The following is a 24894-nucleotide window of genomic DNA, read 5'->3' as shown; positions in this document are numbered from 1 at the left end:
CGGGACGGCATGCCCCGGCGAGCTCGTGTTGATGGTGACGGCAGAAGTCCGGCCTCAAGGCTCCCGCTATCTCGACATTCCTACGCGTGACCCGATGTCGCATCTTGACTTCGGGCTCGGGACCGGTTGATCTTGCGCAAGGGCCACCCTGATTTGCGCGTCGACAATTCCCCGCATACATCAACAAGGGGAAAGCGATGAAGCACGTGATTAAGGCCGTGATGATCGTGGCAAGCCTGTGCGCTACCGGTTTGTTCGAAGTGCGGGCATACGCGGATGACGTAAGCGCGAACGGAAGCACGATGGCAGGCGAGGTGCCGACGGGTGGGATCCACGCCGGTGACGTGCTCGTGCGTCTGCGTGCCATCTCGATCGAGCCGGAAGTACACACCAGCGGCACGTTGTCGTCGCTCGGCGTGGGTGTCAATAACGCACTCGTGCCGGAGTTGGACCTGACCTATATGATCCGCGACGCGATCGGCATCGAGCTGATTCTCGGCACCTCGCGACACCACGTGACGTCTGACCTCGGCGATCTGGGTGGCGTGAACGTGCTGCCACCGACGCTGCTGCTGCAATATCACTTCAACCATGCTGGCATGATCCGACCGTATGTCGGCGCGGGAGTCAACTACACGTACTTCTACAACGACGGCCTGAGCGCGGGCCCCGCAGGCATCCAGGTGTCACGCAGCAGCTTCGGTCCTGCGGTGCAGGCTGGCGTCGACGTGCAGATCACGAAGACCGTCTTTCTCAACGCGGATATCAAGAAGATCTGGATGCACACGGACGCCTCGGTCGGCGACAGTTCGTTGGGCCGACTGGACATCGACCCACTGGTACTGGGAATAGGCGTCGGGATGAAGTTCTAGCGAGCGCAGCTAGTGTCCCGTTCCATTGTTAAGTGCGCACGCTGCTCGGGCTGGGCGCCGATCCGGCTGTCCGTTACCAGGACGACTTTCACTGCCATCGACATGGCGGCCAGCCTCGACTGCCTGCAACTGCTGCGTCAAACCTGAGAACCCCGGCAATGGCCCACCTCTCTATCTACAAAAACCCGGCTGCACCGGCAATGCGCGCCAGAAAGCCCTGCTGCGCATGGCCGGCCACACTCGACCTGCGCAACCTACTGAGCTGGCTCTGGACCGCTGCACGCTGCGGGCCGTGGCGCCGCGGCCGGTCAGCGAGAGGTTCTACCGCGCGGCACCGCGCATCAAGTCGAGCGAAGTGGTGCGGGAAACGATCGACGCCAATGTCGCGCTGGCGCTGTTGCTGGCCAAGCCGCTGCTGATCCGCCGGCCGCTGATGCAATGCGACGAGCGCCGCATGGTCGGCTTCAATGCGGCCCTGGTGCACACCTGGATCGGGCTCGGCGCGCACGCACCGGCCCCGGACATGCCGCACGAAGGCTGCGCCGCAATGACAGACCACAGTTCGCACCAACGGGCGATCCGCTGCGCCCCATCCACCTGAAACGGAGATCTGATCACTATGCCCCTGTACGACTATCGCTGCGCGGCCTGCGGCCACGCATTCGAAACGCTGGTGCGCGCCGGCCATACGCCCGTCTGCCCGCAATGCGGCGGCACAGCGCTGGACAAGCAGGTCAGCGCGCCGGCCTCGCCCGGCAAGAGCCGCGCGATCATCTCCTGCGCTCGGCGTCAGGCGGCGCGCGAAGGGCACCTCAGCAACTATTCGCCGGCCGAGCGCCGCAAGCTGCTGCGCTGAGCCGAACGGGGAATCGCGCTGTCGATGTATATGAACCTCGAGGGCGCCTACGGGATGGCACTCAGTCTCACCGTCTTCATGGCCGGCACGCTGGATCAGGCCACCGCCGACAGCCTGCTGGAACGCGCGAAGGGCATCTGCCCGTATCTCGACGCTACCCGGATCCACGCCTTCGGTCAGGATCATCGCCGCCGTGCCGGCCTGCTCGATGATCGCCAGCCGCGCGCTGGTTTCGATAGCGGCGCTGCGGGTCATGCCGGCACCGCCGCAGGATCGATGTCCGGAAAGGCATGCATGAGACGCGCGTTCAATTCGAGCGCGATCGCACGTAGCAGCGCCGCGTCCGGCTGGTGCTCGTCAGGGAAGTTCTGACAACGCGCAGGACGTGTTGTTGAACGCCAGCGCCGCGCTCAGCAGGGTCGGTGTGGCCGCGAGCGCGTCAGCAAGCAGCGCGGGCAGCGGCGGATCGAACCTGACATGCTCCGCCACCAGCCGCTGCGGCAACGCGAGTACCGCCCGGCGGGCACGCAGCACGCGTGTCGCAGCGCTACTTCCGGTTAGCAGTTAAAGCTAGGCGCCGCGGTCACGCAGCATCAGCAACGCGCTGCCGGTCCGCACGGAGGCTGCCGGGAGCACGGCAGCCTCCGTATCGACCAGACGCGCCGTCGGACCGAAGCCCAGCGTCTAGCCGGTGGCTTCGCAACATTGCGTCAGCACGGCCGCGCTCGCGCGCTTCGATGAGCACGACGGAAACGTCCTGCGCATGCCGTACGCGCGCCCAGCGCAAGGCCGCGTAGACCCGCGCCGACGATGGCCACGTCGACCACCAACGATTCGACCGCGGTCATCTCGCCGCTCAGACGAAGTCAGCAGTTCGATGGTCACCGGCTCTTCGGCCAGCACGGCTTGACAGGCGAGGCGCGACTTGGAGCCGATGCCGACGACCGTATCGAGCTTGTCGTTTTCGAGCCGCTGGATCTTCGACAGGCTCTTGCGCCCTTCCCGTACGAACAGGTGGCGCGATCCGCAGTCGGCCTTGCCGTTGCACTTGTGCTCGATGCTCTCGCCTACGGCGCCACGCTTCACGCGGCCAGTGCGGGTTGCAAGGCATCCACCAACGCTTCGGCGAACCCGCCCAGCGGCATCGCGATACACGTGATGCCCTGCTCTTCGAGAAAGCGTGCCTCCATACGCGTCGGTTTGTCGGGCAGCACGGCCCAGTGCATGTCGGAGGAGCGCTTCATGATCTGGCGCGCGAAACTGCGTGTGAGCTGCTCATCGAAACGGCAACCCAGAAACAAAAAACTGCGACCGCTGCGCCACGCCTGCACGGCGGGCGGAACGTGCGTCTGGATATCAATCTCGGTCATGACTTCGACGAAGTCGCTTTCAGAGACCAGGTAGTTAGAGGCCGGCGCATGGCCGCCAATCGGCTTGTAGAGCAGCGCGCCCGAGGCCGGCACGTCATTCAACAACGCGCCGTCTGCGCTATAAGCCGCGAACCAATGGCCGAAATGCTCGGCCTGCGACAGCCCCTGCAACTGCGCCCAGCCGCCCTGCGGCCGCGCCTGCGCCAGCGCGCAGGCGAAGGTGTCGTCGTACCAGCCGTCGACAACCAGCCCGGCGCCGATCGCCGCCAGCGCGCAATGCAGTGCCGACGGCGTCGGCGTCATGGCGAAGGCCTCATTCATGACGCTCACCAGCGACTTGCGATGCTTGAAGTTTTCGATGAACTGCGCCGCCTGGGTCAGCCGGGTGCGGATCTTGTGCAGCACGCTGATCTTGGCCGTGATGATTTCGACGAGCGCGAGCGGCGTGGCAGGGACGGCCGTATCGGGGCACAGCCCGAGCAGCGCTGGTCCCAGGTACGGAATGACGCCGCCCGCACACAGGCGTTCGGCGATGGTCTGGACTGAAACGGTCATGGAGTGTGCCTCACAGATAAATGGCGGCGCCGGCGCCCACGTTGGTCGCGGTGTCTTTCAGCGTCTTGACGATGTACTTGACCTGGTCGGTGTCGAGCAGCGTGTGCAGCGGCAGCGCTAGCGCGCGATCGCCGATGCGCTCGGTGTCGGGCAACAGGCCGCTCTTGCGGCCGATCGCATCGCCCGCGTTCATGTAGTGGAACTGCTGATGCAGCGGATGGCTGTAGGCCACCGTCTCAATGCCGCAAGATTTCATGTCGTCGATCATCTGGGCGCGCGCGCTCTGCGTGAAACGCTTGCCCAAATGCACAACATAGAGCATCCAGTGCACTTCTTCGACGTCCTCGGCCACGTAGGCCGGCTTGATCCCTTCGAAGCTTTGCATCTCTTCGTGATACCAGGTCTCGACCTGCTTTCGCTGTGCGAGGCGCATGTCGAGTTCGGCCAGTTGCGCGAGACCGAGCGCGGCGGTCAGATCACTGATGCCCGCCTGAAGCGGCACCCGCGAGCCGACCGAGACGGACGCGCGGTCCGTGACGCGCCGCTCGCGCAGATAGCGCAGTTCATGGACGAGTTCGTCATCGTCGGTGACGAGCATGCCGCCCGCTCCTGTGCACAGCGCGGACGGGCTGGAGAAGTCGAACACTGATACGTCGCCGAAACAGCCGACGTTGCGGCCCCGGTAGCGCGAGCCCAACGCCTCAGTACTGTCTTCGATCAGCCGCAAGCGCTGCGCGTCGGCCAGTTCGCGCAGCAGCGCCCACGCGGCCGGGTGGCCGTTGGTATTGCCGGCGAGGATCGCGCGCGTGCGAGGGCCGATCTTCTGCGCGGCTTTCTCGGCGCTCAGACAACCGCTCCAGTAGTCGATGTCGGCGAACACCGGCACGGCTCCCGCCAGCGTGATCGCCTGCGCCACCTGATGCCAGGTGTGCGACGCGCAGACCACCTCGTCTCCCGGGCCGATCCCCGTCGCGCGCAACGCAATCCAGGTGGCGAGCGTGCCGCTCGCGACCGCGACCGCATACTCCCGGCCAACCCAGCCCGCAAACGCGCGCTCGAACGAATCAAGCATCGGCCCGTCGCTCCAACGCGAGGATTGCAGCACCGCGTTGACGAGATCGATCTCGCGCGCCGCGCAAGCCGGTTCGCTCAACGCGATCTCATCGATTTCCATGCGCCTTGTCCTCAGTCAGGATCAACGCATCGGCCTCTTCAGGCCGCTGCGTGATGGTCCTGTAATACCCGGCCGATATCGCGAAATAGATACTGCGCACACCGAACCGGAGCGCTGCTGTCTCGTCGCGCATCACCGTTGCGCTGACATGCATTGTGCGCACCTCGGGATAACGTTCGTGCCATTGCGCGGCGGCGTCGCGTAGCGTCGGCGCCGTGCGGAGCAGGTCCGCCGCGAAGTCCAATTGCTCGGCGTTGAGGCTCATCTCACTCCTCCACGCCTGCAATGCGCCGCGCTTCGACCGTGATGGGCAGTGGCGTATCGTCGGCCATCGCGGGCAATTCGAGTTGCCAGCCGTTCGCGAGCGTGACGAGACCGCCCCACATCCCGGGCTGCGCCATCGCGACAATGGGCTCTTCCAGGTCCTTCTTTGGCACGTAGGCGCTCAGCGCGCCCTTGCTGTCCTTGCGGATCATGACTTTCATGGTTGCGGACTCCGGAGATTGATGACAGGTTCAGACCAGGTTCAAGCGGGATGCGCTGCTTCCTCCAGCAGTGGACGAAGCAACCGCGGCAGATGGGCGAGCACGTACTCAATGTCCTGCGCCGTAGTGATTTCGCCGAGCGACAGCCGCACCGCCGCGTGCAGCCAGCGCACGCGCCAGCTTCAGGTGCGCTGCATGTTCGATCGCGCTGAATACGCCACGGTGCCGGCCCTCCGGCGCCGCCGCGTGCAGCCCGCACACGGTCAGGTGATTGGCTTCGGTGGCGCCGCTGGCGAAGACCAACTCTACGGGCTTGCAACCGAGCGCTCGCGCGACCGTCGCGCGGGCCGCAGCGAGCGTGCCATTCGCCTGCTGACCGACGGCATGCTGCGACGACGCGTTGCCCCACACATCCGTCAGGATGGACAGCATCGCCTGCCACGGCGGAGGCTGGCGGCATGGTCGCGTTGTGGTCGGGATAGATCGTCGCCCGGCTCCGTTAGTTTGCTTCACGGCCAGAACACGCATTCGCGATCGATGCACAGCGTGTCCAGCAGCTCGGCCAGCTCGGTGCTCTCATGCTGGGGCATCCATCGGTGCGACGCATGATCGCGCGCGCTCAGGTGCCACATACCGTCTTCATCGCGCATGAGCCAGGCTATGTCGATCAGCCCGCCATTCGCGTCGACATTGCGGGAGCAGCACGGGCTCTCGACACGGAACCCCTGCCCATCGCGCAGCACGCGCGGCAGCACATAGCGGTAGCGAGTACGCTCGCGCAACGCTTGCTCGATCTGGCGCTGGGTCAGGTCGAACGGGCGGCCCGCGCGCAAACCGTCGCGCGGCGGCGCCGCTTCTGGCGCGCTCGCCTGAACCGTCATGACTTGGCTCCTTCTTCGGGTAGCAGGCCGGCGGGTGCGGGCGCAATTTCATTCTCCGTGCATCCGACGACACAGTTGCCGAACTCCACCAGATAGACCGGCTCGCCGCTCTCAATCACCTGGCCGACGTTGACGATTTCGCCGACCGTACCCGCCTCGGCCAGACAATCGTCCTGGCCACGCTCCGGAAAGCTGCCGTCGTTGCACAGGTCATCCAGCGCGATCACGCGCATGCCCCACTGATAAGCAGGCTGAACCGGTTCGATACTCATGCTGACGGCTCCTGCGGTTGCGACGTTTCCGGCTGGACCCGCGTGCCGATCTTGTGGAGCGCTTCGGCCCGCTCGCCCAAGCCTTGCAGCACGTCGTCCGGCAGGTTGTCGAGCGTGCATAGCTCTTTCGCGCGCATGCCGACACGGTGGCCGCTCTCGACGAAATCCACCGCGTAGATATAGAACTGCTGAAGGAAGGTGTCGATGCTGGTGACGTAGCCGATCTCGCCCTTGTTCACCAGCACTTCGCCGATGTCCTTGCCGTTGTACGTACCGTCGTTGCGGATCACCGCGCGTGCGATCACGCGCTCGCCGTAGTTGAAGCGCGGGGGAAACGCGACCTCGATCAGGTCGTCGTCGCGGTTGATGTCAGCCATGCTTCACTCCTGCTGATCGTTGCGTCTGTCCGGTGGTCATCAGGTTCGCGACCTCGCCCGACGGCCGGCGCTGCCGCGCGAGCGCGCGCACCTCTTCGTCCGCGTCATCCACCAGCGACGCCACGATTTCGCCAGCGGCGCGCCGCGCGACTTCCCAGCGCACTCGCCAATCGGGATCGAACGCGAGGCGCGATAGCAGCGTCGCGGGCAGACGCTCGGCAACGATGCGGCGTACCTCGGCCTCGCTGTCGTTGGCAATACGCAGCAGCGCGGGCATCTCAAGACGCTCGGCCAGCCGCATCCGAACTACGCGATCAGGGTCGCCGATCGTCTGCGGCAGCCGCGCGAGCGGCAGACGCTGCGCCACCCATTCGCGCACGCCGTAGTCGGCATCGCCCCGCATGCCGACCAATGCAGCAGGCGACAGGCGCTGCGCCACGCGAATCCGCACCTCGCGATGCGGATCGTGGATCAGGCGCGCCAGTTGCGCCTGCGGCAATCGCAACGCGAGCTGCAGCCGGACCATCTCGTCCGGGTCGCCGAGCAATGCCGGCAGACAAAACACACCGGCGTGACTCGCTGGCCCGCAACCGTGCTCCGCCGGCAACTCGCGGAACCGCACGTACCCGCAGCCGGCGCAGTCGAGCGGGCCGCCCTGCCAGTGGCGCGGTGCAATGTCGCCGCCTGGTACGCGCACGTTCTGTACGCTCATGGTTGCGTCCCCGTCCAGCCGCGCGTCGGATACGCACTCAGCGCATCCATTGCATCGTCGGACCCGACGCCGGTCTCATGACGATCCAAGACCTGCGAAAGCAGCGCGCCCCCCACCCGGTCTTCGGGATCGAGCCGGCGCAATTCGCGCAGTAGCATGCGCGCTTCTTCAAAGTCGCCGAGACGCATGTTGAGGTACGCGAGGCCCTTCAGCGTGAACAGATAAAAACGCGCGGCCGCGTCATAACGCGTGGTCACGATCGCGGCCGCAAGCGGTTCGTCGCCGAGATCTGAGCCCAGCGCGGTGCGGGCGACCGCCAGCGCGTCTTCGCCGATCGCACGCGCCTGCGCCAATTGATGGCCGTAGAAGTAAAAGCGGTACAGCGCGATCAACGGCACCGGATGGCGCGGCGCGGCGGCTCGGGCGCGTTGCAACAGCGCGAGCGCCTTGTCGGGGCGCTCGCGCAACCGACCCGCCTCGGCGATCAATGCATTGACGCCCGACGGCAAGCCGCCGCCAATCGCGCTCTGCGCAAACGCGGTCATTACGTCGTCGAGGGCACGGTCGCCGGACTCCATCGCCATCTCTCCTCTTCAGGAGATCTGACGCGGCAGCGGCGGCCGCCCGCGGCCAATCGCGCTGACATCGATGGTCGCCACGCCCGGCGGCGCCGACTCCGCACTGCTGCTGCAACCACAAGCGGCCTGGTTCGGATTGAAGAAGATCAAGCCGGACTGGGTTGGCGTGTCGGCGAAATCGATCGTTATGCCTTCGAGCATCAGCCGGCTCTCAGCCGGCAGGAATACGCGCAGGCCGTTGATGTCGAGTTCCTGTTCGCCTGGTTGCAGCGCCGGCTCGGCGGTGAATTCCGCGGTATAGCCGGAACAGCCGCCGGCGCTCACCACCAGACGAAAGCCGGCGCCAGCCGGCAGGCCCGAAAAGCGCACGATACGACGCATGAACTTCTCGGCGGCACTCGTAACAGTTACGTTGGACAGCATGATGCGTAGTCTCCTGATGGATGAATGGCCGGCCCGGCCACGAGCCAGACTCAAACCTGAACGATGCAACCGTCCACGGGACACACGGCGACGCACTGCGGGTCGTCGAAGTGGCCTTCGCATTCGGTGCATTTCTTGGGGTCGATCGCGAACACGCCGCCTTTCTCGCTGATCGCGACATTGGGGCATTCGGGTTCGCAGGCCGAGCATCCCGTACAGGTGGACGCAATAATCTTCAGAGGCATGGAGGCTCTCCTGTTGTCCTGTCTGGAAGGGTGTGGGGTGTCACGCCGCTGAGGCTGACGAGGTGTAAGCACCCTGGCGGATCGAAGCATCGCCGCGGTCCCGGTGCACGATGGCGCCGCTGGCGATGCGACTGCGGTAGTCGTTGAACCAAGCAAGCACCGCTTTTTCGATAAATTCGCCGACGTACTGATCGACCGGCTCGATGCCCGCTTGCGCCAGTTCGTCTTTCGGGCAGGCGCCGATCTTCGCGACCAGCACCGCATGGCAGTCGTGGAGCGCGCGCACGACCGACGGGAGTTGCTCGTCGTCGCCGTAACCGCCCATGCAATACAGGTCCACCCGGCGATGGCCGACGAACAGCGCTTCGGCTGCCGAGACCTCGAAGATCTGAAACTCCGTGACGTGCCCGAAGTGCTCGTTGACCCGGCCGCCGCCCTTCGTTGCGACCGCGACCAGCGCCTTCATGTCGTCGGCGACGTCGATCTCGCGAGAGACAGCCAGCGCTTCTTGCTTCGCGTCGTGCTGCGCCTGACGCTCGGCTTCGACGCGCTGCTGGTATTCACGGCGGCGGTCGAGGTCGTAGACCACTTCCATCTGCTCGATCTTGTCGAGCGTGAAATCGTCGCTGCGGTCCTCGCCCAGCAGGCCAACCGCATCCGCGCGGCACTGGCGGCAATGACGCATCAGGTTGGCGCCGCCCATGCAGGCGTCCTGCACGGCCTTGAGTTCCTGCGCAGTCGGTCCGCGCTGGCCGCTCAGGCCAAAGTGAGTGCCGTGCTCGGGCTCCGAGATCAGCGGCATGATGTTATGCAGGAACGCGCCGCGTTTCTTCACCTCGCGGTTGACCTCGATCAGGTGCTCCTCGTTGATGCCGGGAATCAGCACCGAGTTGATCTTGGTCAGCACGCCGCGTGCGGTGAGCATCTCGAGACCCTTCATCTGCCGGTCATGAAGGATGCGGGCTGCTTCGTAACCGGTCACGCGCTTGTGCTTCCAGAAAATCCACGGATAGATTTTCTCGCCCACCGCCGGGTCGACCATGTTGATGGTGATTGTCACGTGGTCGATGTTGTACTTGCAGATTTCGTCCACGAGGTCGGGCAACGCCAAGCCATTGGTCGACAGGCACAGCTTGATGTCCGGCGCCTGTTCCTGCAGCATCCGGAACGTCTCGAAGGTCTTCTTCGGGCTCGCCAGCGAATCACCGGGACCGGCGATGCCAAGCACCGTCATCTGTGGAATCTCGCTTGCGACCGCAACGACCTTCTTCACTGCCTGTTGCGGCGTTAGCTTCTGAGAGACCACGCCGGGACGCGACTCGTTCGCGCAGTCGTATTTGCGGTTGCAGTAGTTGCACTGGACGTTGCAAGCCGGCGCCACCGCCACATGCATGCGCGCATAGTGATGATGGGCTTCTTCCGAGTAGCACGGGTGATCCTTGACCTTCTCCCAGATGTCCGGCGGCAAGTCGTCGAGACTACCCGGCGCGCCGCAACTGGCCTTACCCTCGCCACCGTGCGTGCCGCAGCCGCCACGGGTGGACGGGTCTTCGATCTTCACGCCGAGCGGTTTAATCTGCCCGATGCTGATATAGGCGGCTGCGGGCAAGTCGCTCGCATTTGAACTCGCTTGCATGGATATCTCCTCGCAACCAACGGCGGCCGCGCGCAAGCCATAGAGCCAGATCCATGCCACTCGACAAGAACGCCAGGAATCAACGGGTTAGGATATATTTCGCAGTTCTGTTTGATCCCGGCGCGCGACGTATCCCTACAATTTCGTTGCGTCGTGTCGGTGTTGCGACAAATCTCACACGACCCGGACAGCATGTTCCGAACCAGCGAAATGGACCCGCACAAACTGGGCAGGCGAAGCATTCTCTATCCTCGCCAGATCCGGCGAACCTCAATAGAGCATTTACGCAGCGCATCGCCCATCTGCCGGGGTGTGATCCCCAGCAAGCGCGCCGCCTTCCTGGACCGAGCCGCAGCGTTCCATCGCCTAGTTCAATCGTTCGCGTTCACCCTCTGGCTTCCCCGGCTTGCGATGTCGCGAACGTGTGGTCGTCCGCCACTGGATCCAGATCAGCGGTAGCCTCAGTGGCCGCGCTGCCAGACCAGACAGCCGGTGCCGACGCCTTATCCGGATCATGATGCCCGTATGGCGGCTGCCACGACGGCACTTCAGCGATCGGTATTTCGCCCAGAGGCGCGGGACGCCCAGCTGAAAGAGGCCACTAGAGCGTGAAAATCCACTGGCATGCAAGTTGCCCTGAAGGTCGCATTACCCCGCTTTCAGGAGCCTGCGATGTCGGATTTCCAACGCGTCAGTACCGGCCTCCATCCGCGCGGCGCCAACCCGGTGCATCTGGATCATGCCGCCACCACGCCGGTCGATCCGCGCGTGATCAGACGCATGCTGCCTTACCTGACCGAGATGTACGGCAATCCCGCCAGCCGTTCGCATGCCTATGGCTGGGTCGGCGAAGAAGCGGTGGAACTAGCCCGCGAGCAGGTCAGCTCGCTCGTCAACGAGGACCCGCACGAGATTGTCTGGACCTCCGGAGCGACGGAATCGAACAACCTCGTGATCAAGGGTGCCGCGCACCTTCATCGCGCCAAAGGCAATCCCCTGGTGACGCTCACGACCGAGCACCAGTCGGTGCTCGGCGCGATGCTCGAACTTGATCGCGATGGCTTCGAGGTCACAGTGTTGCCGGTGCAAGAAAGCGGTTTCGTGGACCTCGCCGTGTTCGAAGCAGCGCTCCAGCCGGGCGCCGTGCTTGCGTCGGTGATGTTCGTCAACAACGAGACGGGCGTGATCCAGGACATCGCCGCAATCGGCGCGCTCTGCCGAGCCCAGGGCATCCTGCCGCACGTGGATGCCGCGCAGGCCGCCGGCAAGGTGCCGATCGATCTCGCCGCTCTGCCGGTCGATCTGAAGTCGTTCTCGGCTCACAAGATGGACGGCCCCAAAGGCATTGGCGCGCTGTATGTGGGGCTCGGGCCGCGTATGCGGATCGCGTGCCAAATGCGCGGCGGCGTCCACGAGCGCAGCATGCGCTCGTGGACGTTGTGCACGCATCAGATCGTCGAGGAACTGCCATTGCCGCCGGTCGAGATCCACTGCTCGATTCTCGCCGAGGACGCGATCAAGGCGGCCGTGTCTGACTTTCGCTCGCGCCAGACGATTCGAGACGCAGCAGCCGACGACCTGTAACTCGCCGAGCAGCCGACCTGCTCGTCTAGCCCGAAGTGAGTCCATTCAAGCCTGAGAGGAACCTCCATGGAAACGCTCGCCCAACCGGCTTCCGCCACACCCGGCGTCATGCCCGGCCTACTCGAATTCACGCCTCAGGCCGCTGCGAAAGTGGCCTCGCTGATCGAGGAAGAAGGCAATCCCAACCTGAAGCTGCGGCTGTACGTGTCCGGCGGCGGCTGTTCGGGCTTGCAGTACGGCTTCGCGTTCGACGACCAGGTGGCGGACGACGACATGCAGATCGTGACGGACGGCGTCACGCTGCTGGTCGATTCGATGAGCCAGCAATACCTGCCCGGCGCGCGCGTCGACTACGAAGACGGCCTGGAAGGTTCGCGCTTCGTCATTCACAACCCCAATGCGCAGAGCACCTGTGGCTGCGGCAGTTCGTTTTCCGTGTGAGGCAATCATGAAAATCCCACTGACTGGCGCCCGCCGACGACGAGGAGAACAACCAGTTCGACAATGCGTGAGGCCTTGACGTGCAATCTCGTCTCGCGTGCTGCGTGAAGCTGCGGGACGCCGACCTGACGATCGAACGGCCGCCACATACGCGCGAGCTCGCGCGTGAGCATTGAGGGCATGCGTCCTTAGCGCTGTGCGGCCTCTTCAAGCGCCATAGCGGTCATCGCCGCGAGCGCATAGCCGCGCTGATAGCCGCCGCCTGTGTTTATCTTCCCGCATCGCCGTTGCTATGGATAGCCAATCCCTACAGCGTTTGCATCGCGCCGACCGCGTCCGCACGTCCTGGCTGACCACGCCCATCGCATCGCGCATCGCTTTCTGCAGCGCTGTTTTCATCGCTACACCTGGCTGTTCGAAACAGGACATTCGCGACAGGTCTTCGTTGGAACCGCTTCATCGCAGCGCCAGCGAACACCGGAAAGCCCCGCGGCAAGCGGCTATTCGCACTAACCGTGCATGGCGCAGTACTTGCGAACCGTATGATCAAATGCCTAAAGGACAACTTCCCGTGTCGAATCCGATCATCAACGACACCACACTGCGCGACGGCGAACAGACCGCTGGTGTCGCATTCACGGTTGCCGAAAAATGCGCGATTGCCGAGGCGCTCTCAAGCGCCGGCGTACCCGAACTGGAAATCGGTATCTCCGCGATGGGTGCCGAGGAAATCGATTGCATCCAGACCATCGTCGCGCTGAATCTCGACGCCGATCTGATGGTCTGGGGCCGTCTCACCGACGCGGACCTGGCGTCGGCCTTGTGCTGCAATCCCGACATCATTCACCTGTCGATTCCTGTTTCCGATATCCACCTTCAACAAAAATTGCGCCAGCCGCGCTCGTGGGTGCTCGCGCAGGTAAATCGCGTGATTAGCGCCGCCGTCAAAAGCGGCCGCAAGGTTGCGCTGGGCGCGGAGGATGCCTCGCGCGCGGACCCCTCGTTCCTTGCCGACGTGGCGCGGCACGCTCAACAGTGCGGTGCGCAACGCATCCGCTTTGCGGACACGCTCGGCGTCCTCGATCCTTTTTCGACCTATGAAGCGATTGCGCGATTGCACGACGCGGTCGATCTGGCAATCGAAATCCACGCGCACAACGACCTCGGGCTCGCGACCGCGAACACCCTCGCCGCACTGCGCGCCGGCGCAACCCACTCCAACACCACTGTCAATGGTCTCGGCGAACGCGCCGGAAATGCCGCGCTGGAGGAGATCGTGATGGGCGTGCGCCATATCATGGATCGCAACACCGGCTTCGACACGACCGCGCCATTGAGCATCTCGCGGCTTGTCGAACGGGCTTCAGGACGGCCGGTCGCGCTGAACAAAAGCATTGTCGGCGCCAGCGTATTCACGCACGAGTCCGGCATCCACACAGACGGGCTCGCGACGAATGCATCGACCTACGAGAGCTTCGATCCCGCCGAACTCGGTCGCGAACGCTCGGTCGTGCTCGGCAAGCATTCGGGTTCGCAAAGCGTGCGCCGGGCTTATGACGCCCTGGGCCTGGCCGTCAGTGAAAAGCTGCTCGTGCTGCTGCTGACCCGTATCCGCCACCATGCCACCCAGCACAAGCAAACGCCCAGCGCCGCCGACCTGTATCGCTTCCTTATCGAGTTGCGCTACACCGTCGGAGAATTGTCATGAGCGGCCGCTGTGGTCGGCTTCACGAAGTGCGTCGTGAAACCCGAACAGTCGGGCACGACGACGCCGTGCGCCACCAGCGGCGCCTGCGACAAGTACTTCGCCGAGCCGACGTTCTGTCCACACCTATCCTCATCCGCTTGCAAGGAGTAAACGCGATGGAAAGCTTTGTCCAGCAACTCAAGGCGCTGTCCTCAGCCGAGGACTTCCTGCAGTTCTTCGGCATTCCGTTCGACCAGAAGGTCGTCAACGTGAGTCGACTACACATCCTCAAGCGCTTCTTTCAGTACATCCAGCAACAGGACGCGCAGCCGGAAGGCGACGAACCCGCCCTGTTCGCGTCATATCACGCGCTGCTGCTGAAGGCTTACGGCGACTTCGTCACCTCCACGCCGGCGCAGGAAAAAGTGTTCAAGGTGTTCCGGGACACAAATGGACGGCAGCACGTTTCACTCGACAGTCTGCGCGCGTCGCTGCCCGCGCGCACCCTTGCCTGACAGGTGGAGCAAGACCATGCACATCGTTAAGACCATGCACATTGTCGTCTGCATCAAGCAGGTCCCGGACTCGACGCAGATCCGCGTTCATCCGGTCACCAACACGATCATGCGCCAGGGTGTTCCAGCGATCGTCAACCCGTATGACCTGTTTTCACTCGAAGAGGCGCTGCGACTGAAGGACCGCTTCGGCGGCAAGGTCACGTTGCTTTGCATGGGCCCGCCGCAGGCCGAGGAAGCGCTGCGCAAGTGCATCAGCTTCGGCGCGGACGACGCCGTGCTGCTCACCGACCGTGCATTCGCTGGCGCGGATACGCTCGCTACGTCGTACGCGCTGGCAGCGGGTATCCAGCAGATCGCGAAGGAGCAGGCGGTGGACATCGTGTTCACTGGCAAGCAGACGATCGACGGCGACACCGCGCAAGTCGGCCCCGGTATCGCGAAACGCCTCGGGCTGCAACTGCTGACCTACGTGTCGCGCATCGTCGAGACCGTTCTCGATGCGCGGACGATCACCGTCGAGCGACGCGCCGAGGGCGGCGTGCAGGTGCTCAGGACTGCGCTGCCGTGCCTGATCACAATGCTGGAGAACACCAACGAACTGCGTTTTGCGACGCTGCCCGCGATGATTCATGCGGCCGGCTATCCGGTGCACAAATGGAACTGCGAACAGGCCGGCATCGAAGACCTCAGCAAGATCGGCCTGAAGGGCTCGCCGACAGCGGTCAGAAAAGTCTTTGGACCGACGCCGCGCAGCGAGAAAGCGGAGATGCTCGACCTCGACGCATCGAGTCTTTGCGACGTGTCGGTGAACCTGCTGCAAAAGATCTTCACGCGCCATCCTACCCTGGAAGCTGACCTGCTGATGAAGGAGGGGTCATGAACGCACCCGCCGCCCCCGCGAAGAAACCCGCCGGCCGCGCAGGACGCAACCTCGAACTGCCGGAACACCTGAAGGCCTACAAAGGCGTCTGGGTCTTTATCGAACACGACCGTGGACACGTGCACAGCGTCTCGTGGGAACTGCTCGGTGAAGCGCGCAAATTGGCCGACACGCTCGCCAGCCGAGTGGGCATCGCTGTGCTCGGCGGCGCGAATGAACCGCTCGAACAGTTCGCCGCAGAAGCCTTCACTTACGGCGCGGACGATGCGTACATCGTCCACGACCCGGTCTTGCAAGGCTATCGCAACGAGCCGTTCACAAAAGGGCTGACCGACCTCGTCAACCGGCATCAGCCCGAGATCCTGCTGCTGGGCGCGACGTCGATGGGCCGCGACCTCGCCGGCTCCGTGGCGACGACCCTGCTGACCGGGCTGACCGCCGATTGCACCGAACTCAACATCGATCCCGCGTCGCGGGCGCTGGCGGCGACGCGCCCCACCTTCGGCGGCTCGCTGTTGTGCACGATCATGACGCTCGCGTACCGTCCGCAGATGGCGACGGTGCGCCCGCGCGTGATGCCGATGCCGCTGCGCGACGCCAAACGCACCGGCAACATCGTCCATGGAACGCTGGGGATGATCGAGACGGACATCGTCACGAGGCTGCTCGACTTTATCCCGGATGCGAGCAGCAACCGGATCAACCTGCCCTATGCCGATGTGATCGTGAGCGGCGGCAAGGGGTTGAAAAGCCCGGAGAACTTCCAGCTGGCGTTCGAACTGGCGAACGTGCTCGGCGGCGAAGTGGGTGCGACCCGGCCATGCGTGCAGGCCGGCTGGGTCGAGGGGGAGCGCCAGGTGGGACAGACCGGCAAGACGGTGCGGCCCAAGCTCTACATCGCCGCCGGCATATCCGGCGCGATCCAGCACCGCGTGGGCATGGAAAGCGCAGACGTGATCGTGGCGATCAACACCGACCCGAACGCACCCATCTTCGATTTTGCACACTACGGGATTGTCGGCAATGCGTTGCAAGTGTTGCCCGCGCTGAAGCAGGCTTTTGTGGAGCATTTGACCCGGCGCCGCGAGCAGGCTGCCTGAGGAGAATCACGATGAGAAAACCTTCACAGTTCGATGTGATTGTGGTCGGCGCCGGTCCGTCCGGCAACGCCGCCGCTTACACGATGGCCAAGGCAGGTCTGGAAGTGCTGCAGATCGAGCGCGGCGAATATCCGGGCAGCAAAAACGTTCAGGGTGCGATCCTGTACGCGAACGCGCTCGAAGAGATCATCCCGGACTTCCGCGACGATGCGCCGCTGGAGCGCCACATCATCGAGCAGCGGATGTGGATGCTCGACGATACGTCGTTTGTCGGTACACATGTGCGCAGCGAGGATTACAACAAGCCGCCCTATAACCGCTACACGATCATCCGCGCGCAGTTCGACAAGTGGTTTTCATCGAAAGTGCGCGAAGCCGGCGCACTGCTGCTCTGCGAGACCACGGTGAAGGAACTGATCATGGACGGCGACCGGGTGGTCGGCGTGCAGTGCGACCGCGAGCACGGCGATGTCTATGCCGACGTGGTGGTGCTCGCCGACGGCGTGAATTCGACGCTCGCGCGCAAGGCGGGCTTTCATGGAGAGATCGGGGCCGGCAACGTTGCGCTCGCCGTCAAGGAGATTCTCTTCATGCCAGAGGAGACGATCCGCCAGCGCTTCAACGTCGGCGAGGACGACGGCGTCGTGATCGAGATGGTCGGCAGGATCACCGACGGCATGATGGGCACTGGCTTCCTCTATACCAACAAGGAATCGCTCACCATAGGCGTGGGCTGCATGCTGAGCGACTTCAAGAAAAACCCCAACCGCACGAGCCCCTACGTGCTCCTCGAAAAGATGAAGCAGCACCCGTCGATCGCACCGCTGATTGCGGGCGGCGAGATGAAGGAGTATTGCGCGCATCTGATTCCCGAAGGCGGTTTTCACGCAATCCCACAGGTCTACGGCAACGGCTGGATGATCGTTGGCGATTCAGGCGGTTTCGTGAACGCCGCGCACCGAGAAGGATCGAATCTTGCGATGACCACGGGACGCCTCGCCGCCGAAACGGTGATCCACGCGAAAGCCGCGGGCCACGGCTACCGCGCCGGCACGCTCAAGGCCTACAAGGCCGCGCTCGATCAGAGCTTCGTGATGAAAGACCTGCACAAGTACCGCGACATGCCGGCCGTGCTGCACCAGAATCCGCAGTTCTTCACGACCTACCCCGACCTCATGGCGCGCGCCGCGCGCACGATGATCACGGTCGACGGTAAGGACAAGAAAAGCAAGGAGCGCGAGATTTTTTCGAGCTTCCGCACAGCCCGTTCGCTTTCCGGCATCGCGGGTGACGCCTACAAACTCCTGAGGGCCTTCCGATGAGCACCCTACCCGTCAACGTAGAGGAAAAGCTGTTCCAGAACCGTTATCGCGTCGATGCAGGACGGCCGCACGTCCACATCAAGGATGCCGACGTCTGCCAGAGCGAATGCAGCGCGAAGAGTTGCACCTTCGTCTGCCCGGCCTCGTGCTACAAGGCCGAAGGCAACGGCGCGGTGACGCTGATCACCGACGGCTGCCTCGAATGCGGCAGTTGCCGCATCCTCTGTACCGACCACCAGAATATCGAGTGGGACTACCCGCGCGGTGGTCACGGCATCCTGTTCAAGTTCGGTTGAGGACCATCGTCATTGCCAGACAAGAACGACATGTGTTTGCTTGCACCGAGAACCGGCCGCCGCCGCATCCGCGGGGCGCCGGGCGGCGAGGGCTCGACCGCGCTGCTGAAGGCCTTCTGGGCGGAACAGCAGAAACGCCAGGCGCCCGATACCGTCGCGATCACGTATTCGGGCTGCCTCGGCCCGTGCGATCAGGGCGCGCACGTGCTCGTCTATCCCGACGCGGTGCTCTACAGCGGCGTGACGATGGGCGACGTGGAGAAAATCTTCACGCGTCACCTCGAAGGCGGCGAACCGGTGCAGCGCCTCATCCCTGCGGAGACGGTGTGGTGAACCTGCTGTCCGGGGTCGAGTCGACCGAACTGTTCGGCGGCGAGGTGTCGGCCGCCATGCGGCGCCTCATCGAAGGCCTGCACGGCGCGCCGGCCGAGCAGATCGTCGCGGTCCTGTGGAGCGTCACGCTGACCTCTCCGCAAAGCCTTGCCGCCTACTATCTGCTCTACGAGTTCCATGCCGGACGCTGCGAACTCGATGAGGCAGAGCACGCGGCCCATCTGGGACTACTAGCATCTGCGCATGCCGCCGGGTTGAATGAGAACTGGCAGATGGTACAAGCCGGCGACGCGAACTTCCACGCGCCCGGTCCCGCCTGCTTCTGGCTGTTCATGCTAAAGGCGCTCGCCTTCATCGGCCTGCGGCGCGGCGAACGCGAAACCGCCACACAGTTGATCGCACAACTACGGCAGCTCGATCCGGCGGATCACATCGGCTTCGGCGCAGTGGAAGCGTTGCTGCAACGGTCCGTCTGAGGAGAAGCACGATGTCCAAACAGCCCGCCATCGCATCGTTGGCCGACGACAATCTGGCAGCCGGCGGCGTGGCAGCAGTCGACCGTGCGCTGACCCTGCTGGCTTCCTTCGGCAACGGCACGCCCGTGCTGTCATTGAGCGCGCTCGCGGAACGCACGCGCCTGTACAAGAGCACCGTGCTGCGCCTGCTCGCGTCGCTGGAACATGCGCATCTCGTGGTGCGCCGCGCCGATGGGTGCTACGTGCTGGGGTCCGGCGTCGCAAGGCTACATGCCGTCTTTGCGCAATCGTCTTCCAGCGAGTCGCTGGTGATGCCAGTGCTGCAGGAACTGGTGACCGCAACCCGTGAAAGCGCCGCGTTTCACGTACGTCAAGGTGCGCAACGGCTATGCCTGTATCGCGTCGACTCGCCACAGCCCGTGCGAGATCACATCCGCGTGGGCGAGCTACTGCCGCTGGATCGTGGCAGAGGCCGGGTGTTGCAAGCCTACTGCCACGAGGCCGACGAGGCACTCGGTCAACAGATCCGGCGCCAGCAGGTCATCGCGCTAGCAGGAGACCTCAATCCGCAATTGGCAGGTATCGCCGCGCCGGTGTTCGGCCCGTCCGGGCAACTCGCCGGTGTCATTACGCTGACCATGCCCCGCGAGAGACTGGACTCTGCTTGGGCGGAGATAATGAGGAATTCCGGGCGAACTCTCACACGATACCTTGGCGGAATCAAGCCGGGCCAGGTAGACGGGTAGTGATGCGTGAGGAACCAACTTGGGTTGTTAATCGCTTTTACTGAATGTCTTAATGTTGGCCATTGCGGCCAGCCGCCGTCGATCCGAACTTCGACTCAACGAATGTCAGTACATGGGCGCCGCCAGTTTGCCAAGTTTTCAATCGGTGATGATGGGTAGGTAGATTGCAACCGTACATTCGGACTTTCAAGGTGGCTGTGCCGCTGAGGCCGACGGGTTTCGCTGGTCGGTTCCTTGTCGCTTTCGCGCACTCGACGGTGCTCGGACATTCCCGGGCTTTGCCGACCACGCTCTAACCTGTCGTGCCATCCACGATCGTGATCGTGCCAACGTCCACGTCAAATCCAGATTTGACTTGTCCGAGCCATTCGCCTCAGTCGCGATGTCGCGGCCCCGACACGCCGCAAGTCAGACAGTCCTTTCAGAGACGCTTGATCTCGACACCGTATTTCCTCAGCGCGTAGCCAATCTGGCGCGGCGTCAGTCCAAGCAGCCGCGCCGCCTTTGCCTGCACCCAGCCGGATCTTTCCATGGCGGCGATGAGACGCTCGCGGTTGGTCATCTTCGCATCACTTCCGAGGACTGCGCCGCCAGCCGCTAACGGAGCCCGCTCGCTGCCGACAGGCTGGACCGCAACTGCGCCCGACGTAACAGCCTCAGCCTGCGGCGTAGCCGGCTTCACGGGCACTGGTACGACTCGCCCGGGCGGCAGCGCGATTTCGTCCGATCCGCTCTTCCACAGCATCGCGGACAGGCACTGGCCGTGGCAGCAGGCAAAGTCGTTTCTCACGATCGCTGGTCCCGGCGCCAGGGTCGCGGTCCGCTGCACGCAATTCTCGAGCTCGCGGACATTGCCGGGAAAAACGCAGTTCATCAATACTTCAATCGCGCTCGCATCGAAGGTCAGCGTACGGCCGTTCTCGCTGTTGAAATTCTTGAGAAACTCAACGGCGAGGAGCGGAATATCACTGCGCCTTTCACGCAACGGCGGCAACAGCAAGGGAACCACGCAGAGGCGATAATAAAGGTCGGCGCGGAACTCGTTCCTTGCCACCGCCTCTTCCAGGTTTTTATTCGTGGCGGCAATCACGCGAACATCGACCTTAATGGTCTGGTTGCTGCCGACGCGCTCGAATTCTTGCTCCTGCAGGACGCGCAGCAGCTTTGCCTGGAACGAGGCCGAGATCTCGCCGATCTCGTCCAGAAACAGCGTCCCCTCGTCGGCGAGCTCGAAGCGCCCCTTGCGCGAATTGAAGGCGCTGGTAAAGGCACCCTTCTCATGACCGAACAATTCGGATTCCAGCACCGTCTCATGGAGCGCCGCGCAATTGAGCTTGATGAAGGGTCGCTTGGCGCGCGGCGACAGTTCGTGAACGGCCTTGGCGACCAGCTCCTTCCCGGTACCGGATTCGCCGCGCAACAGAACTGTGCTGTTCGATTTGGCTACCACCGAGATCTTCTCGAGCAGGCCGCGCAGCGCCGGGCTGTCGCCAATGATCCCTTCGACCTGAAACTTCTTACGCTCCTGCGCAGGATACTTGAGCTCGGACAATTGTTTTTGCAGCCCGTCCCTCCCCGCCATCAGTCGCTCGCGGTCGCTCTTGAATAAGCGATGCAGCTTCACCGTCTGCCCCACCAGGTCGGCGATCATGGTAAGCAGCCGCACGTCGTAATCGAGCCGGAAGTTCGCCCCATTATCCAGGATGCGGTCGATGGTCAGCGTGCCCACGACTTTCGCGTCGATGCGAATAGGAACGCCGATGAACGACACTCGCAGGTTGTCGGAGGCACCGAGCACGCCCATGTCGGCGGCACTGAAGCCCGAATGCACCGCTACGTTCTCGGCAACGAGCGGCCTGTCCGTCGCCATGATCTGGTCAATCGCCTTCTGCGGCAGGCGCATCCGGTAGCGCTCATCGTTGCCTTCGCTCCAGCCGGCACCAACGGTAATGTCCGGTACGCCATCATCGTCGAAGAGAGAGACGATACCGAGCCGCATCTGCACAAACGATTGCATAAGATCGACGACGTTGGCCAACATGACTTCGAGCCGGCAGGAGGCGGTGAGTACCTTCGATATTTCCAAGATGCCGGTAAGCGCTCTCTCGTACCACTGCACAATAGGGACCGCGTGGTCCGTCTCGGACTTTGAGCTAGGCCTTTCGCGTACGGAAGCGATATGCAGCATGACGACGTCTCCGTTGTTGTGACCATCCTCCCTGTCACCTTGTTCGGATTTACGAGTATTGTGTTGCATATCATCCTCGATCTCGCGCCTAATTTCACGGACTGACTTAAGAGATAATGCCTTTTCATGGCAGGACGGTGAAACTATGATGCCTTGATTTACTTATTTTCTCCTTTTGCGATCTCGCCGCGCGGATTCCGCCGGGAACGCGAGTCCCATTGCTGTCGCTCAAATCAACTGCGATTTGTCTACTCCAGGTGCAGCCGATTACAGGTGTCGTCCATCATTGATTGCTACCTCAGTCTGGTTCGCTATGCCGATGACTTTGTGATCACCGGTTACTCGAAAGAGTTACTGGAAGACGAGGTCAAGCCACTGGTCGAGGTCTTTCTGCAGGTGCGCGGACTGACGCTCTCCCCGGAAAAGACCAGGATCACGCACATCTCGCAAGGGTTCGACTTCCTCGGGCAGAAGATTCGAAAATATCCGAACGGCAAGCTACTCATCAAGCCATCAACAAAGAATGTTCAAACGTTTCTGACGAAAGTGCGCGCAGTCATCAAGGACAATGCATCGGCCAAACAGTTCAATCTCATCGGCCTGCTCAACCCGATCATCGATGCTGGTCGAACTATCATCGATACGTGGTCTCGAAAGAAGTCTACAGCGCGGTCGACACTGCCATCTGGCAGGCGTTGTGGAAATGGTGCTGCGGGCGGCATCCGTGCAAGGGCGCACGATGGATCAGAGCGATACTTCCATCGTGAAGGAACGCGGCACTGGATTGGCCGTGATACCGGTGAACTAACGGCAGAAGGGAACCTAGGACGATTGAGGCTACGCGAAGCATCCGACGTCCCAATCCGGCGACATACGCAAGTCCGTGGCGAAGCCAACCCCTTCGACCCGGCATGGGAGCGCTACTTCGAAGACCGCTATGGTTTGAAAATGGTGAACACCCTGTCGGGCCGAGGACAACTGATCCGCCTCTGGTTGGGCCAGGAACGGGCTTGCGTCGTATGTCAGCAGCGCATCGCAGCGGTGACGGGATGGCACGTTCATCACATCGTTCGTCGTGTGGACGGAGGATCGAGTGCGCGGGCCAATCACGAACGGATTGGACAAGCGATGCGATTCATGAAACAACCGAAACCTGTCCGCGTTGGAAGCCGCTTTCCTACCTCAGGCAGAAAGACGAGCGACCTTGTTCAATCCGGCGAAGTCGAGGATGCGGATTTCTTTGCCGTTCACGGTGATGAGCCTCTGCCTCTGGAACATCGACAATATCCGGCTGACCGTCTCCAGCTTCAACCCGAGAAAGCTGCCGGCCTCCTCGCGCGTCATTCGCAAGATGAATTCGGTCGGCGAATAGGCGCGTGCCCGCCAACGCCGCGAGAGATCCAGAAGAAACGACGCAACCCGCTCGTCGGCCGCCATCGTGCCGAGCAGCGTACTGAAGCCGCGTTGCCGCACGAGTTCCGCGCTGAGCATTCGGTAGACGTGATCCTGCACCGCTTTGACTTCCCGGCTCAGCAACTCGAGCAGATCGAACGGCATCACGCATACGCTGCTGTCTTCAAGGGCGATGGCGTCGCTTGCATAGTGGCCGGTAGCGATGCCGTCCAAGCCCATCGGGTCTCCGGCAACGTAAAACCCGGTGACCTGGTCCCGCCCGTCCGGAAGCAGCGAGAGCTTCTTGAACGATCCCGTGCGAACCGCATAGACGTTGCAGAATGAATCGCCCGCGCGGTGCAATGCTTTGCCTTTTCTCACGTGGCGATAGCTGAGAACGAGGTCGTCCATTTGCCGGTCGCAGGCGAGCTCATCGGGGTTCACCGCGCAAAACGGACGCATCGTGCAGGTCTTGCATGACGTGCCACTCGAACCCATGGGCTTCGTCCGCGAAGCGGTTGCCGAAGGCCGAAACGTGTCGGTCTGTGGTGCGGTAAGGCGATTGTGCGCAATTGCCATGTGATTCTCCTTACTCAATCGATGTCCAAGTTTGTTTCACAAACCCGTCCTTGTCATCTCGAATTTACGCGGCTAACTGTCGCACAACTGAATCGAGGCAAACCATGATCCAGATCAAGGAAAGCAGACCGATACGTCGGGGCGACAAGTGTCCCCCGCGAGTTTGATCGTGTTCGGGCGTCGGTTTGGGTGCCCGGATGCTATCGCCGTCAAGCACGATGCGGTAGGCGCCGTGGCGTAGACGGTCGAGCGTAGCGGCACCGAGGATGCGGTTGCCGGCGAATGCCTCGCCCCACCCGCTGAAGTCAAGGTTGCCGGTGAGAATGGTCGCGGCGGCCTCATACCGCTCCGCAATCAGGTCGTGGAAGTCTTTATCCTGCGGCGAGCGCAGCGGCTTGAGCGCAAGGTCATCGACGATCAGGACCGGTACGCTTGCAAGCTGCTTGAGCTTGCGCTCGTAGGTGCCGGTCGCGTGCGCTGCCTGCAGACTGTTCAGTAACTTAGTTTGTGTCGCGAACACGACATCGCGCCCCTGCCGGGCGGCGCAATTGCCGAGTGCCTGAGCCAGGTGCGACTTGCCGGTGCCGGGTGGCCCAAACAGGATGGCGACCTTCTCGTCGATATAGCGGCCGGTAGCGAGATCGTCGATGTGTGTCCGGTTCAGGTTCGCAGGCGGTCGAAGTCAAACGTCTCCAGTGTCTTGCCCATCGCGAAGCCGGCGCGGGCGAGCCGGGTACCGAGCTACTTCTGGTCGCGGCGGGCGACTTCGTCGTGCGGCAGCATGGCGAGGAACTCGGTGTACGCGAGCTGCCCGTCCGTGGCCTGCCAGTTGCGCTGCTCGAGCGAGTCGAGCACGCCGGACAGACGCAGTTGCTTGAGGGTCGTGTTCAGTTCGGGACTGGGATTCATGGGCGGT

General features: G+C 63.1%; 31 protein-coding genes and 4 pseudogenes. 17 read left to right on the top strand and 18 right to left on the bottom strand.

Annotated elements, in window-relative coordinates:
- Positions 1-197 precede the first annotated feature (197 nt).
- The 4 genes from OKW43_RS31440 to OKW43_RS31425 all read left to right on the top strand — a co-directional run bounded on the left by OKW43_RS31440 (position 198) and on the right by OKW43_RS31425 (position 2100).
- Positions 198-872: an OmpW/AlkL family protein gene (locus OKW43_RS31440; protein ID WP_429451945.1), complete on the top strand. Its 675-nt coding sequence runs from the start codon at positions 198-200 to the stop codon at positions 870-872.
- A gap of 226 nt (positions 873-1098) precedes the next feature.
- Positions 1099-1473 (top strand): ArsC/Spx/MgsR family protein, encoded by a 375-nt coding sequence (locus OKW43_RS31435; RefSeq protein WP_429451943.1) that lies wholly within the window; start codon positions 1099-1101, stop codon positions 1471-1473.
- 18 nt (positions 1474-1491) lie between these two features.
- Complete coding sequence (locus OKW43_RS31430; RefSeq protein ID WP_018423182.1) at positions 1492-1728, top strand: FmdB family zinc ribbon protein; 237 nt, start codon at positions 1492-1494, stop codon at positions 1726-1728.
- A 24-nt stretch (positions 1729-1752) separates the two neighbouring features.
- Entirely contained in the window at positions 1753-2100 is a 348-nt protein-coding gene (locus OKW43_RS31425; RefSeq protein WP_429451942.1) for a hypothetical protein, read from the top strand.
- On the opposite strand, the gene OKW43_RS31420 is transcribed toward OKW43_RS31425, so the two are convergent.
- From OKW43_RS31420 to nifB, 15 genes and pseudogenes are all read right to left on the bottom strand, one after another.
- The gene (locus OKW43_RS31420) at positions 2086-2262 is read right to left on the bottom strand and encodes a hypothetical protein (protein WP_429451940.1); all 177 of its coding nucleotides are present in this window, start codon (positions 2260-2262) and stop codon (positions 2086-2088) included. The two genes, OKW43_RS31425 and OKW43_RS31420, sit on opposite strands and share 15 nt — an antisense overlap.
- A 330-nt stretch (positions 2263-2592) precedes the next feature.
- Positions 2593-2802: pseudogene (locus OKW43_RS31415) on the bottom strand (ferredoxin); the annotation flags it as partial.
- A gap of 8 nt (positions 2803-2810) precedes the next feature.
- Positions 2811-3653, bottom strand: a complete 843-nt coding sequence (locus tag OKW43_RS31410; protein WP_429451938.1) for an SIR2 family protein — start codon at positions 3651-3653, stop codon at positions 2811-2813.
- A 10-nt stretch (positions 3654-3663) separates the two neighbouring features.
- The gene (locus tag OKW43_RS31405) at positions 3664-4827 is read right to left on the bottom strand and encodes a DegT/DnrJ/EryC1/StrS family aminotransferase (protein WP_429451936.1); all 1164 of its coding nucleotides are present in this window, start codon (positions 4825-4827) and stop codon (positions 3664-3666) included.
- Entirely contained in the window at positions 4814-5092 is a 279-nt protein-coding gene (locus OKW43_RS31400; protein WP_187613728.1) for a hypothetical protein, read from the bottom strand. Before OKW43_RS31400 ends, OKW43_RS31405 begins: the two co-directional genes overlap by 14 nt.
- A 1-nt stretch (position 5093) precedes the next feature.
- Positions 5094-5312, bottom strand: a complete 219-nt coding sequence (gene nifT / locus OKW43_RS31395; protein ID WP_007177241.1) for a putative nitrogen fixation protein NifT — start codon at positions 5310-5312, stop codon at positions 5094-5096.
- Positions 5313-5420: 108 nt separating this feature from the next.
- Positions 5421-5744: an aminotransferase class V-fold PLP-dependent enzyme gene (locus OKW43_RS31390; RefSeq protein ID WP_429451934.1), complete on the bottom strand. Its 324-nt coding sequence runs from the start codon at positions 5742-5744 to the stop codon at positions 5421-5423.
- Between the two features lie 77 nt (positions 5745-5821).
- Positions 5822-6193, bottom strand: a complete 372-nt coding sequence (locus tag OKW43_RS31385; protein WP_429451932.1) for a hypothetical protein — start codon at positions 6191-6193, stop codon at positions 5822-5824.
- Entirely contained in the window at positions 6190-6465 is a 276-nt protein-coding gene (locus OKW43_RS31380) for a nitrogen fixation protein NifZ (protein WP_429451930.1), read from the bottom strand. The genes OKW43_RS31385 and OKW43_RS31380 overlap by 4 nt, the downstream gene beginning before the upstream one ends.
- Entirely contained in the window at positions 6462-6842 is a 381-nt protein-coding gene (locus OKW43_RS31375) for a nitrogen fixation protein NifZ (protein WP_187615850.1), read from the bottom strand. Before OKW43_RS31375 ends, OKW43_RS31380 begins: the two co-directional genes overlap by 4 nt.
- Positions 6835-7554, bottom strand: coding sequence for a 4Fe4S-binding leucine-rich repeat protein (locus OKW43_RS31370; protein ID WP_429451928.1), 720 nt, complete (start codon positions 7552-7554; stop codon positions 6835-6837). Before OKW43_RS31370 ends, OKW43_RS31375 begins: the two co-directional genes overlap by 8 nt.
- The gene (locus tag OKW43_RS31365; protein ID WP_429451926.1) at positions 7551-8132 is read right to left on the bottom strand and encodes a hypothetical protein; all 582 of its coding nucleotides are present in this window, start codon (positions 8130-8132) and stop codon (positions 7551-7553) included. The genes OKW43_RS31370 and OKW43_RS31365 overlap by 4 nt, the downstream gene beginning before the upstream one ends.
- 15 nt (positions 8133-8147) lie before the next feature.
- Positions 8148-8555, bottom strand: coding sequence for a HesB/IscA family protein (locus tag OKW43_RS31360; RefSeq protein WP_090811332.1), 408 nt, complete (start codon positions 8553-8555; stop codon positions 8148-8150).
- A 50-nt stretch (positions 8556-8605) separates the two neighbouring features.
- The gene (locus tag OKW43_RS31355; RefSeq protein WP_026226294.1) at positions 8606-8800 is read right to left on the bottom strand and encodes a 4Fe-4S binding protein; all 195 of its coding nucleotides are present in this window, start codon (positions 8798-8800) and stop codon (positions 8606-8608) included.
- A gap of 40 nt (positions 8801-8840) precedes the next feature.
- Entirely contained in the window at positions 8841-10436 is a 1596-nt protein-coding gene (nifB, locus tag OKW43_RS31350) for a nitrogenase cofactor biosynthesis protein NifB (protein ID WP_429451924.1), read from the bottom strand.
- A 672-nt stretch (positions 10437-11108) separates the two neighbouring features.
- On the opposite strand from nifB, the pseudogene OKW43_RS31345 reads away from it, so the two are divergent.
- The 11 genes and pseudogenes from OKW43_RS31345 to OKW43_RS31295 form a co-directional block, all read left to right on the top strand.
- A pseudogene (locus OKW43_RS31345) lies at positions 11109-11999 on the top strand (aminotransferase class V-fold PLP-dependent enzyme); the annotation flags it as partial.
- 87 nt (positions 12000-12086) lie between these two features.
- Positions 12087-12461, top strand: coding sequence for an iron-sulfur cluster insertion protein ErpA (erpA, locus tag OKW43_RS31340; RefSeq protein WP_429451922.1), 375 nt, complete (start codon positions 12087-12089; stop codon positions 12459-12461).
- A gap of 571 nt (positions 12462-13032) precedes the next feature.
- A complete protein-coding gene (gene nifV, locus OKW43_RS31335) occupies positions 13033-14169 on the top strand; it encodes a homocitrate synthase (protein ID WP_429451920.1) in 1137 nt (378 codons plus the stop codon).
- A gap of 155 nt (positions 14170-14324) precedes the next feature.
- Positions 14325-14663 (top strand): nitrogenase stabilizing/protective protein NifW, encoded by a 339-nt coding sequence (nifW, locus tag OKW43_RS31330; protein ID WP_429451918.1) that lies wholly within the window; start codon positions 14325-14327, stop codon positions 14661-14663.
- 34 nt (positions 14664-14697) lie between these two features.
- Positions 14698-15546, top strand: coding sequence for an electron transfer flavoprotein subunit beta/FixA family protein (locus OKW43_RS31325; RefSeq protein WP_121325639.1), 849 nt, complete (start codon positions 14698-14700; stop codon positions 15544-15546).
- The gene (locus OKW43_RS31320) at positions 15543-16646 is read left to right on the top strand and encodes an electron transfer flavoprotein subunit alpha/FixB family protein (protein ID WP_429451917.1); all 1104 of its coding nucleotides are present in this window, start codon (positions 15543-15545) and stop codon (positions 16644-16646) included. The genes OKW43_RS31325 and OKW43_RS31320 overlap by 4 nt, the downstream gene beginning before the upstream one ends.
- Positions 16647-16657: 11 nt before the next feature.
- Positions 16658-17968: an FAD-dependent oxidoreductase gene (locus tag OKW43_RS31315; RefSeq protein ID WP_429451915.1), complete on the top strand. Its 1311-nt coding sequence runs from the start codon at positions 16658-16660 to the stop codon at positions 17966-17968.
- Positions 17965-18264 (top strand): ferredoxin family protein, encoded by a 300-nt coding sequence (locus OKW43_RS31310; RefSeq protein WP_018423212.1) that lies wholly within the window; start codon positions 17965-17967, stop codon positions 18262-18264. The genes OKW43_RS31315 and OKW43_RS31310 overlap by 4 nt, the downstream gene beginning before the upstream one ends.
- A gap of 36 nt (positions 18265-18300) precedes the next feature.
- Positions 18301-18597 (top strand): (2Fe-2S) ferredoxin domain-containing protein, encoded by a 297-nt coding sequence (locus OKW43_RS31305; protein ID WP_429451913.1) that lies wholly within the window; start codon positions 18301-18303, stop codon positions 18595-18597.
- On the top strand, positions 18594-19073 hold the full coding sequence (locus OKW43_RS31300; RefSeq protein ID WP_429451911.1) for a hypothetical protein: 480 nt from the start codon (positions 18594-18596) through the stop codon (positions 19071-19073). The genes OKW43_RS31305 and OKW43_RS31300 overlap by 4 nt, the downstream gene beginning before the upstream one ends.
- Positions 19074-19084: 11 nt before the next feature.
- The gene (locus OKW43_RS31295) at positions 19085-19819 is read left to right on the top strand and encodes an IclR family transcriptional regulator (protein WP_429451909.1); all 735 of its coding nucleotides are present in this window, start codon (positions 19085-19087) and stop codon (positions 19817-19819) included.
- A gap of 421 nt (positions 19820-20240) precedes the next feature.
- Here the strand turns inward: OKW43_RS31295 and nifA are convergent, their stop codons facing one another.
- Positions 20241-22076 (bottom strand): nif-specific transcriptional activator NifA, encoded by a 1836-nt coding sequence (gene nifA, locus OKW43_RS31290; RefSeq protein ID WP_429451907.1) that lies wholly within the window; start codon positions 22074-22076, stop codon positions 20241-20243.
- Between the two features lie 204 nt (positions 22077-22280).
- On the opposite strand from nifA, the pseudogene OKW43_RS31285 reads away from it, so the two are divergent.
- A pseudogene (locus tag OKW43_RS31285) lies at positions 22281-22472 on the top strand (reverse transcriptase domain-containing protein); the annotation flags it as partial.
- Between the two features lie 179 nt (positions 22473-22651).
- Complete coding sequence (locus OKW43_RS31280; RefSeq protein WP_429451905.1) at positions 22652-22774, top strand: group II intron maturase-specific domain-containing protein; 123 nt, start codon at positions 22652-22654, stop codon at positions 22772-22774.
- Positions 22775-23189: 415 nt separating this feature from the next.
- Here OKW43_RS31280 and OKW43_RS31275 read toward each other — a convergent pair whose 3' ends face one another.
- The gene (locus tag OKW43_RS31275) at positions 23190-23978 is read right to left on the bottom strand and encodes a helix-turn-helix domain-containing protein (protein ID WP_429451903.1); all 789 of its coding nucleotides are present in this window, start codon (positions 23976-23978) and stop codon (positions 23190-23192) included.
- Positions 23979-24141: 163 nt separating this feature from the next.
- Positions 24142-24887, bottom strand: a pseudogene (gene istB / locus OKW43_RS31270) (IS21-like element helper ATPase IstB); the annotation flags it as partial.
- Positions 24888-24894: the final 7 nt, after the last annotated feature.

The sequence above is a fragment of the Paraburkholderia sp. WC7.3g genome, assembly GCF_050436345.1.
Lineage (GTDB): Bacteria > Pseudomonadota > Gammaproteobacteria > Burkholderiales > Burkholderiaceae > Paraburkholderia > Paraburkholderia podalyriae.
This window is presented reverse-complemented; position numbering and strand designations above follow the sequence as displayed.

Excerpts from the sequence above, each read along its gene's own strand:
- OKW43_RS31370 (WP_429451928.1), bottom strand. The coding sequence starts at position 7,554 with ATGAGCGTACAGAACGTGCGCGTACCAGGCGGCGACATTGCACCGCGC.
- nifT (WP_007177241.1), bottom strand. The coding sequence starts at position 5,312 with ATGAAAGTCATGATCCGCAAGGACAGCAAGGGCGCGCTGAGCGCCTAC.
- OKW43_RS31430 (WP_018423182.1), top strand. The coding sequence starts at position 1,492 with ATGCCCCTGTACGACTATCGCTGCGCGGCCTGCGGCCACGCATTCGAA.
- nifA (WP_429451907.1), bottom strand. The coding sequence starts at position 22,076 with ATGCAACACAATACTCGTAAATCCGAACAAGGTGACAGGGAGGATGGT.
- OKW43_RS31310 (WP_018423212.1), top strand. The coding sequence starts at position 17,965 with ATGAGCACCCTACCCGTCAACGTAGAGGAAAAGCTGTTCCAGAACCGT.
- OKW43_RS31385 (WP_429451932.1), bottom strand. The coding sequence starts at position 6,193 with ATGACGGTTCAGGCGAGCGCGCCAGAAGCGGCGCCGCCGCGCGACGGT.
- OKW43_RS31435 (WP_429451943.1), top strand. The coding sequence starts at position 1,099 with ATGGCCGGCCACACTCGACCTGCGCAACCTACTGAGCTGGCTCTGGAC.
- OKW43_RS31375 (WP_187615850.1), bottom strand. The coding sequence starts at position 6,842 with ATGGCTGACATCAACCGCGACGACGACCTGATCGAGGTCGCGTTTCCC.
- OKW43_RS31315 (WP_429451915.1), top strand. The coding sequence starts at position 16,658 with ATGAGAAAACCTTCACAGTTCGATGTGATTGTGGTCGGCGCCGGTCCG.
- erpA (WP_429451922.1), top strand. The coding sequence starts at position 12,087 with ATGGAAACGCTCGCCCAACCGGCTTCCGCCACACCCGGCGTCATGCCC.
- OKW43_RS31400 (WP_187613728.1), bottom strand. The coding sequence starts at position 5,092 with ATGAGCCTCAACGCCGAGCAATTGGACTTCGCGGCGGACCTGCTCCGC.
- OKW43_RS31405 (WP_429451936.1), bottom strand. The coding sequence starts at position 4,827 with ATGGAAATCGATGAGATCGCGTTGAGCGAACCGGCTTGCGCGGCGCGC.
- OKW43_RS31320 (WP_429451917.1), top strand. The coding sequence starts at position 15,543 with ATGAACGCACCCGCCGCCCCCGCGAAGAAACCCGCCGGCCGCGCAGGA.
- OKW43_RS31365 (WP_429451926.1), bottom strand. The coding sequence starts at position 8,132 with ATGGAGTCCGGCGACCGTGCCCTCGACGACGTAATGACCGCGTTTGCG.
- OKW43_RS31275 (WP_429451903.1), bottom strand. The coding sequence starts at position 23,978 with ATGGCAATTGCGCACAATCGCCTTACCGCACCACAGACCGACACGTTT.
- OKW43_RS31380 (WP_429451930.1), bottom strand. The coding sequence starts at position 6,465 with ATGAGTATCGAACCGGTTCAGCCTGCTTATCAGTGGGGCATGCGCGTG.
- nifB (WP_429451924.1), bottom strand. The coding sequence starts at position 10,436 with ATGCAAGCGAGTTCAAATGCGAGCGACTTGCCCGCAGCCGCCTATATC.
- OKW43_RS31355 (WP_026226294.1), bottom strand. The coding sequence starts at position 8,800 with ATGCCTCTGAAGATTATTGCGTCCACCTGTACGGGATGCTCGGCCTGC.
- OKW43_RS31425 (WP_429451942.1), top strand. The coding sequence starts at position 1,753 with ATGTATATGAACCTCGAGGGCGCCTACGGGATGGCACTCAGTCTCACC.
- OKW43_RS31360 (WP_090811332.1), bottom strand. The coding sequence starts at position 8,555 with ATGCTGTCCAACGTAACTGTTACGAGTGCCGCCGAGAAGTTCATGCGT.
- OKW43_RS31390 (WP_429451934.1), bottom strand. The coding sequence starts at position 5,744 with ATGCTGTCCATCCTGACGGATGTGTGGGGCAACGCGTCGTCGCAGCAT.
- nifW (WP_429451918.1), top strand. The coding sequence starts at position 14,325 with ATGGAAAGCTTTGTCCAGCAACTCAAGGCGCTGTCCTCAGCCGAGGAC.
- OKW43_RS31295 (WP_429451909.1), top strand. The coding sequence starts at position 19,085 with ATGTCCAAACAGCCCGCCATCGCATCGTTGGCCGACGACAATCTGGCA.
- OKW43_RS31410 (WP_429451938.1), bottom strand. The coding sequence starts at position 3,653 with ATGACCGTTTCAGTCCAGACCATCGCCGAACGCCTGTGTGCGGGCGGC.
- OKW43_RS31440 (WP_429451945.1), top strand. The coding sequence starts at position 198 with ATGAAGCACGTGATTAAGGCCGTGATGATCGTGGCAAGCCTGTGCGCT.
- OKW43_RS31325 (WP_121325639.1), top strand. The coding sequence starts at position 14,698 with ATGCACATTGTCGTCTGCATCAAGCAGGTCCCGGACTCGACGCAGATC.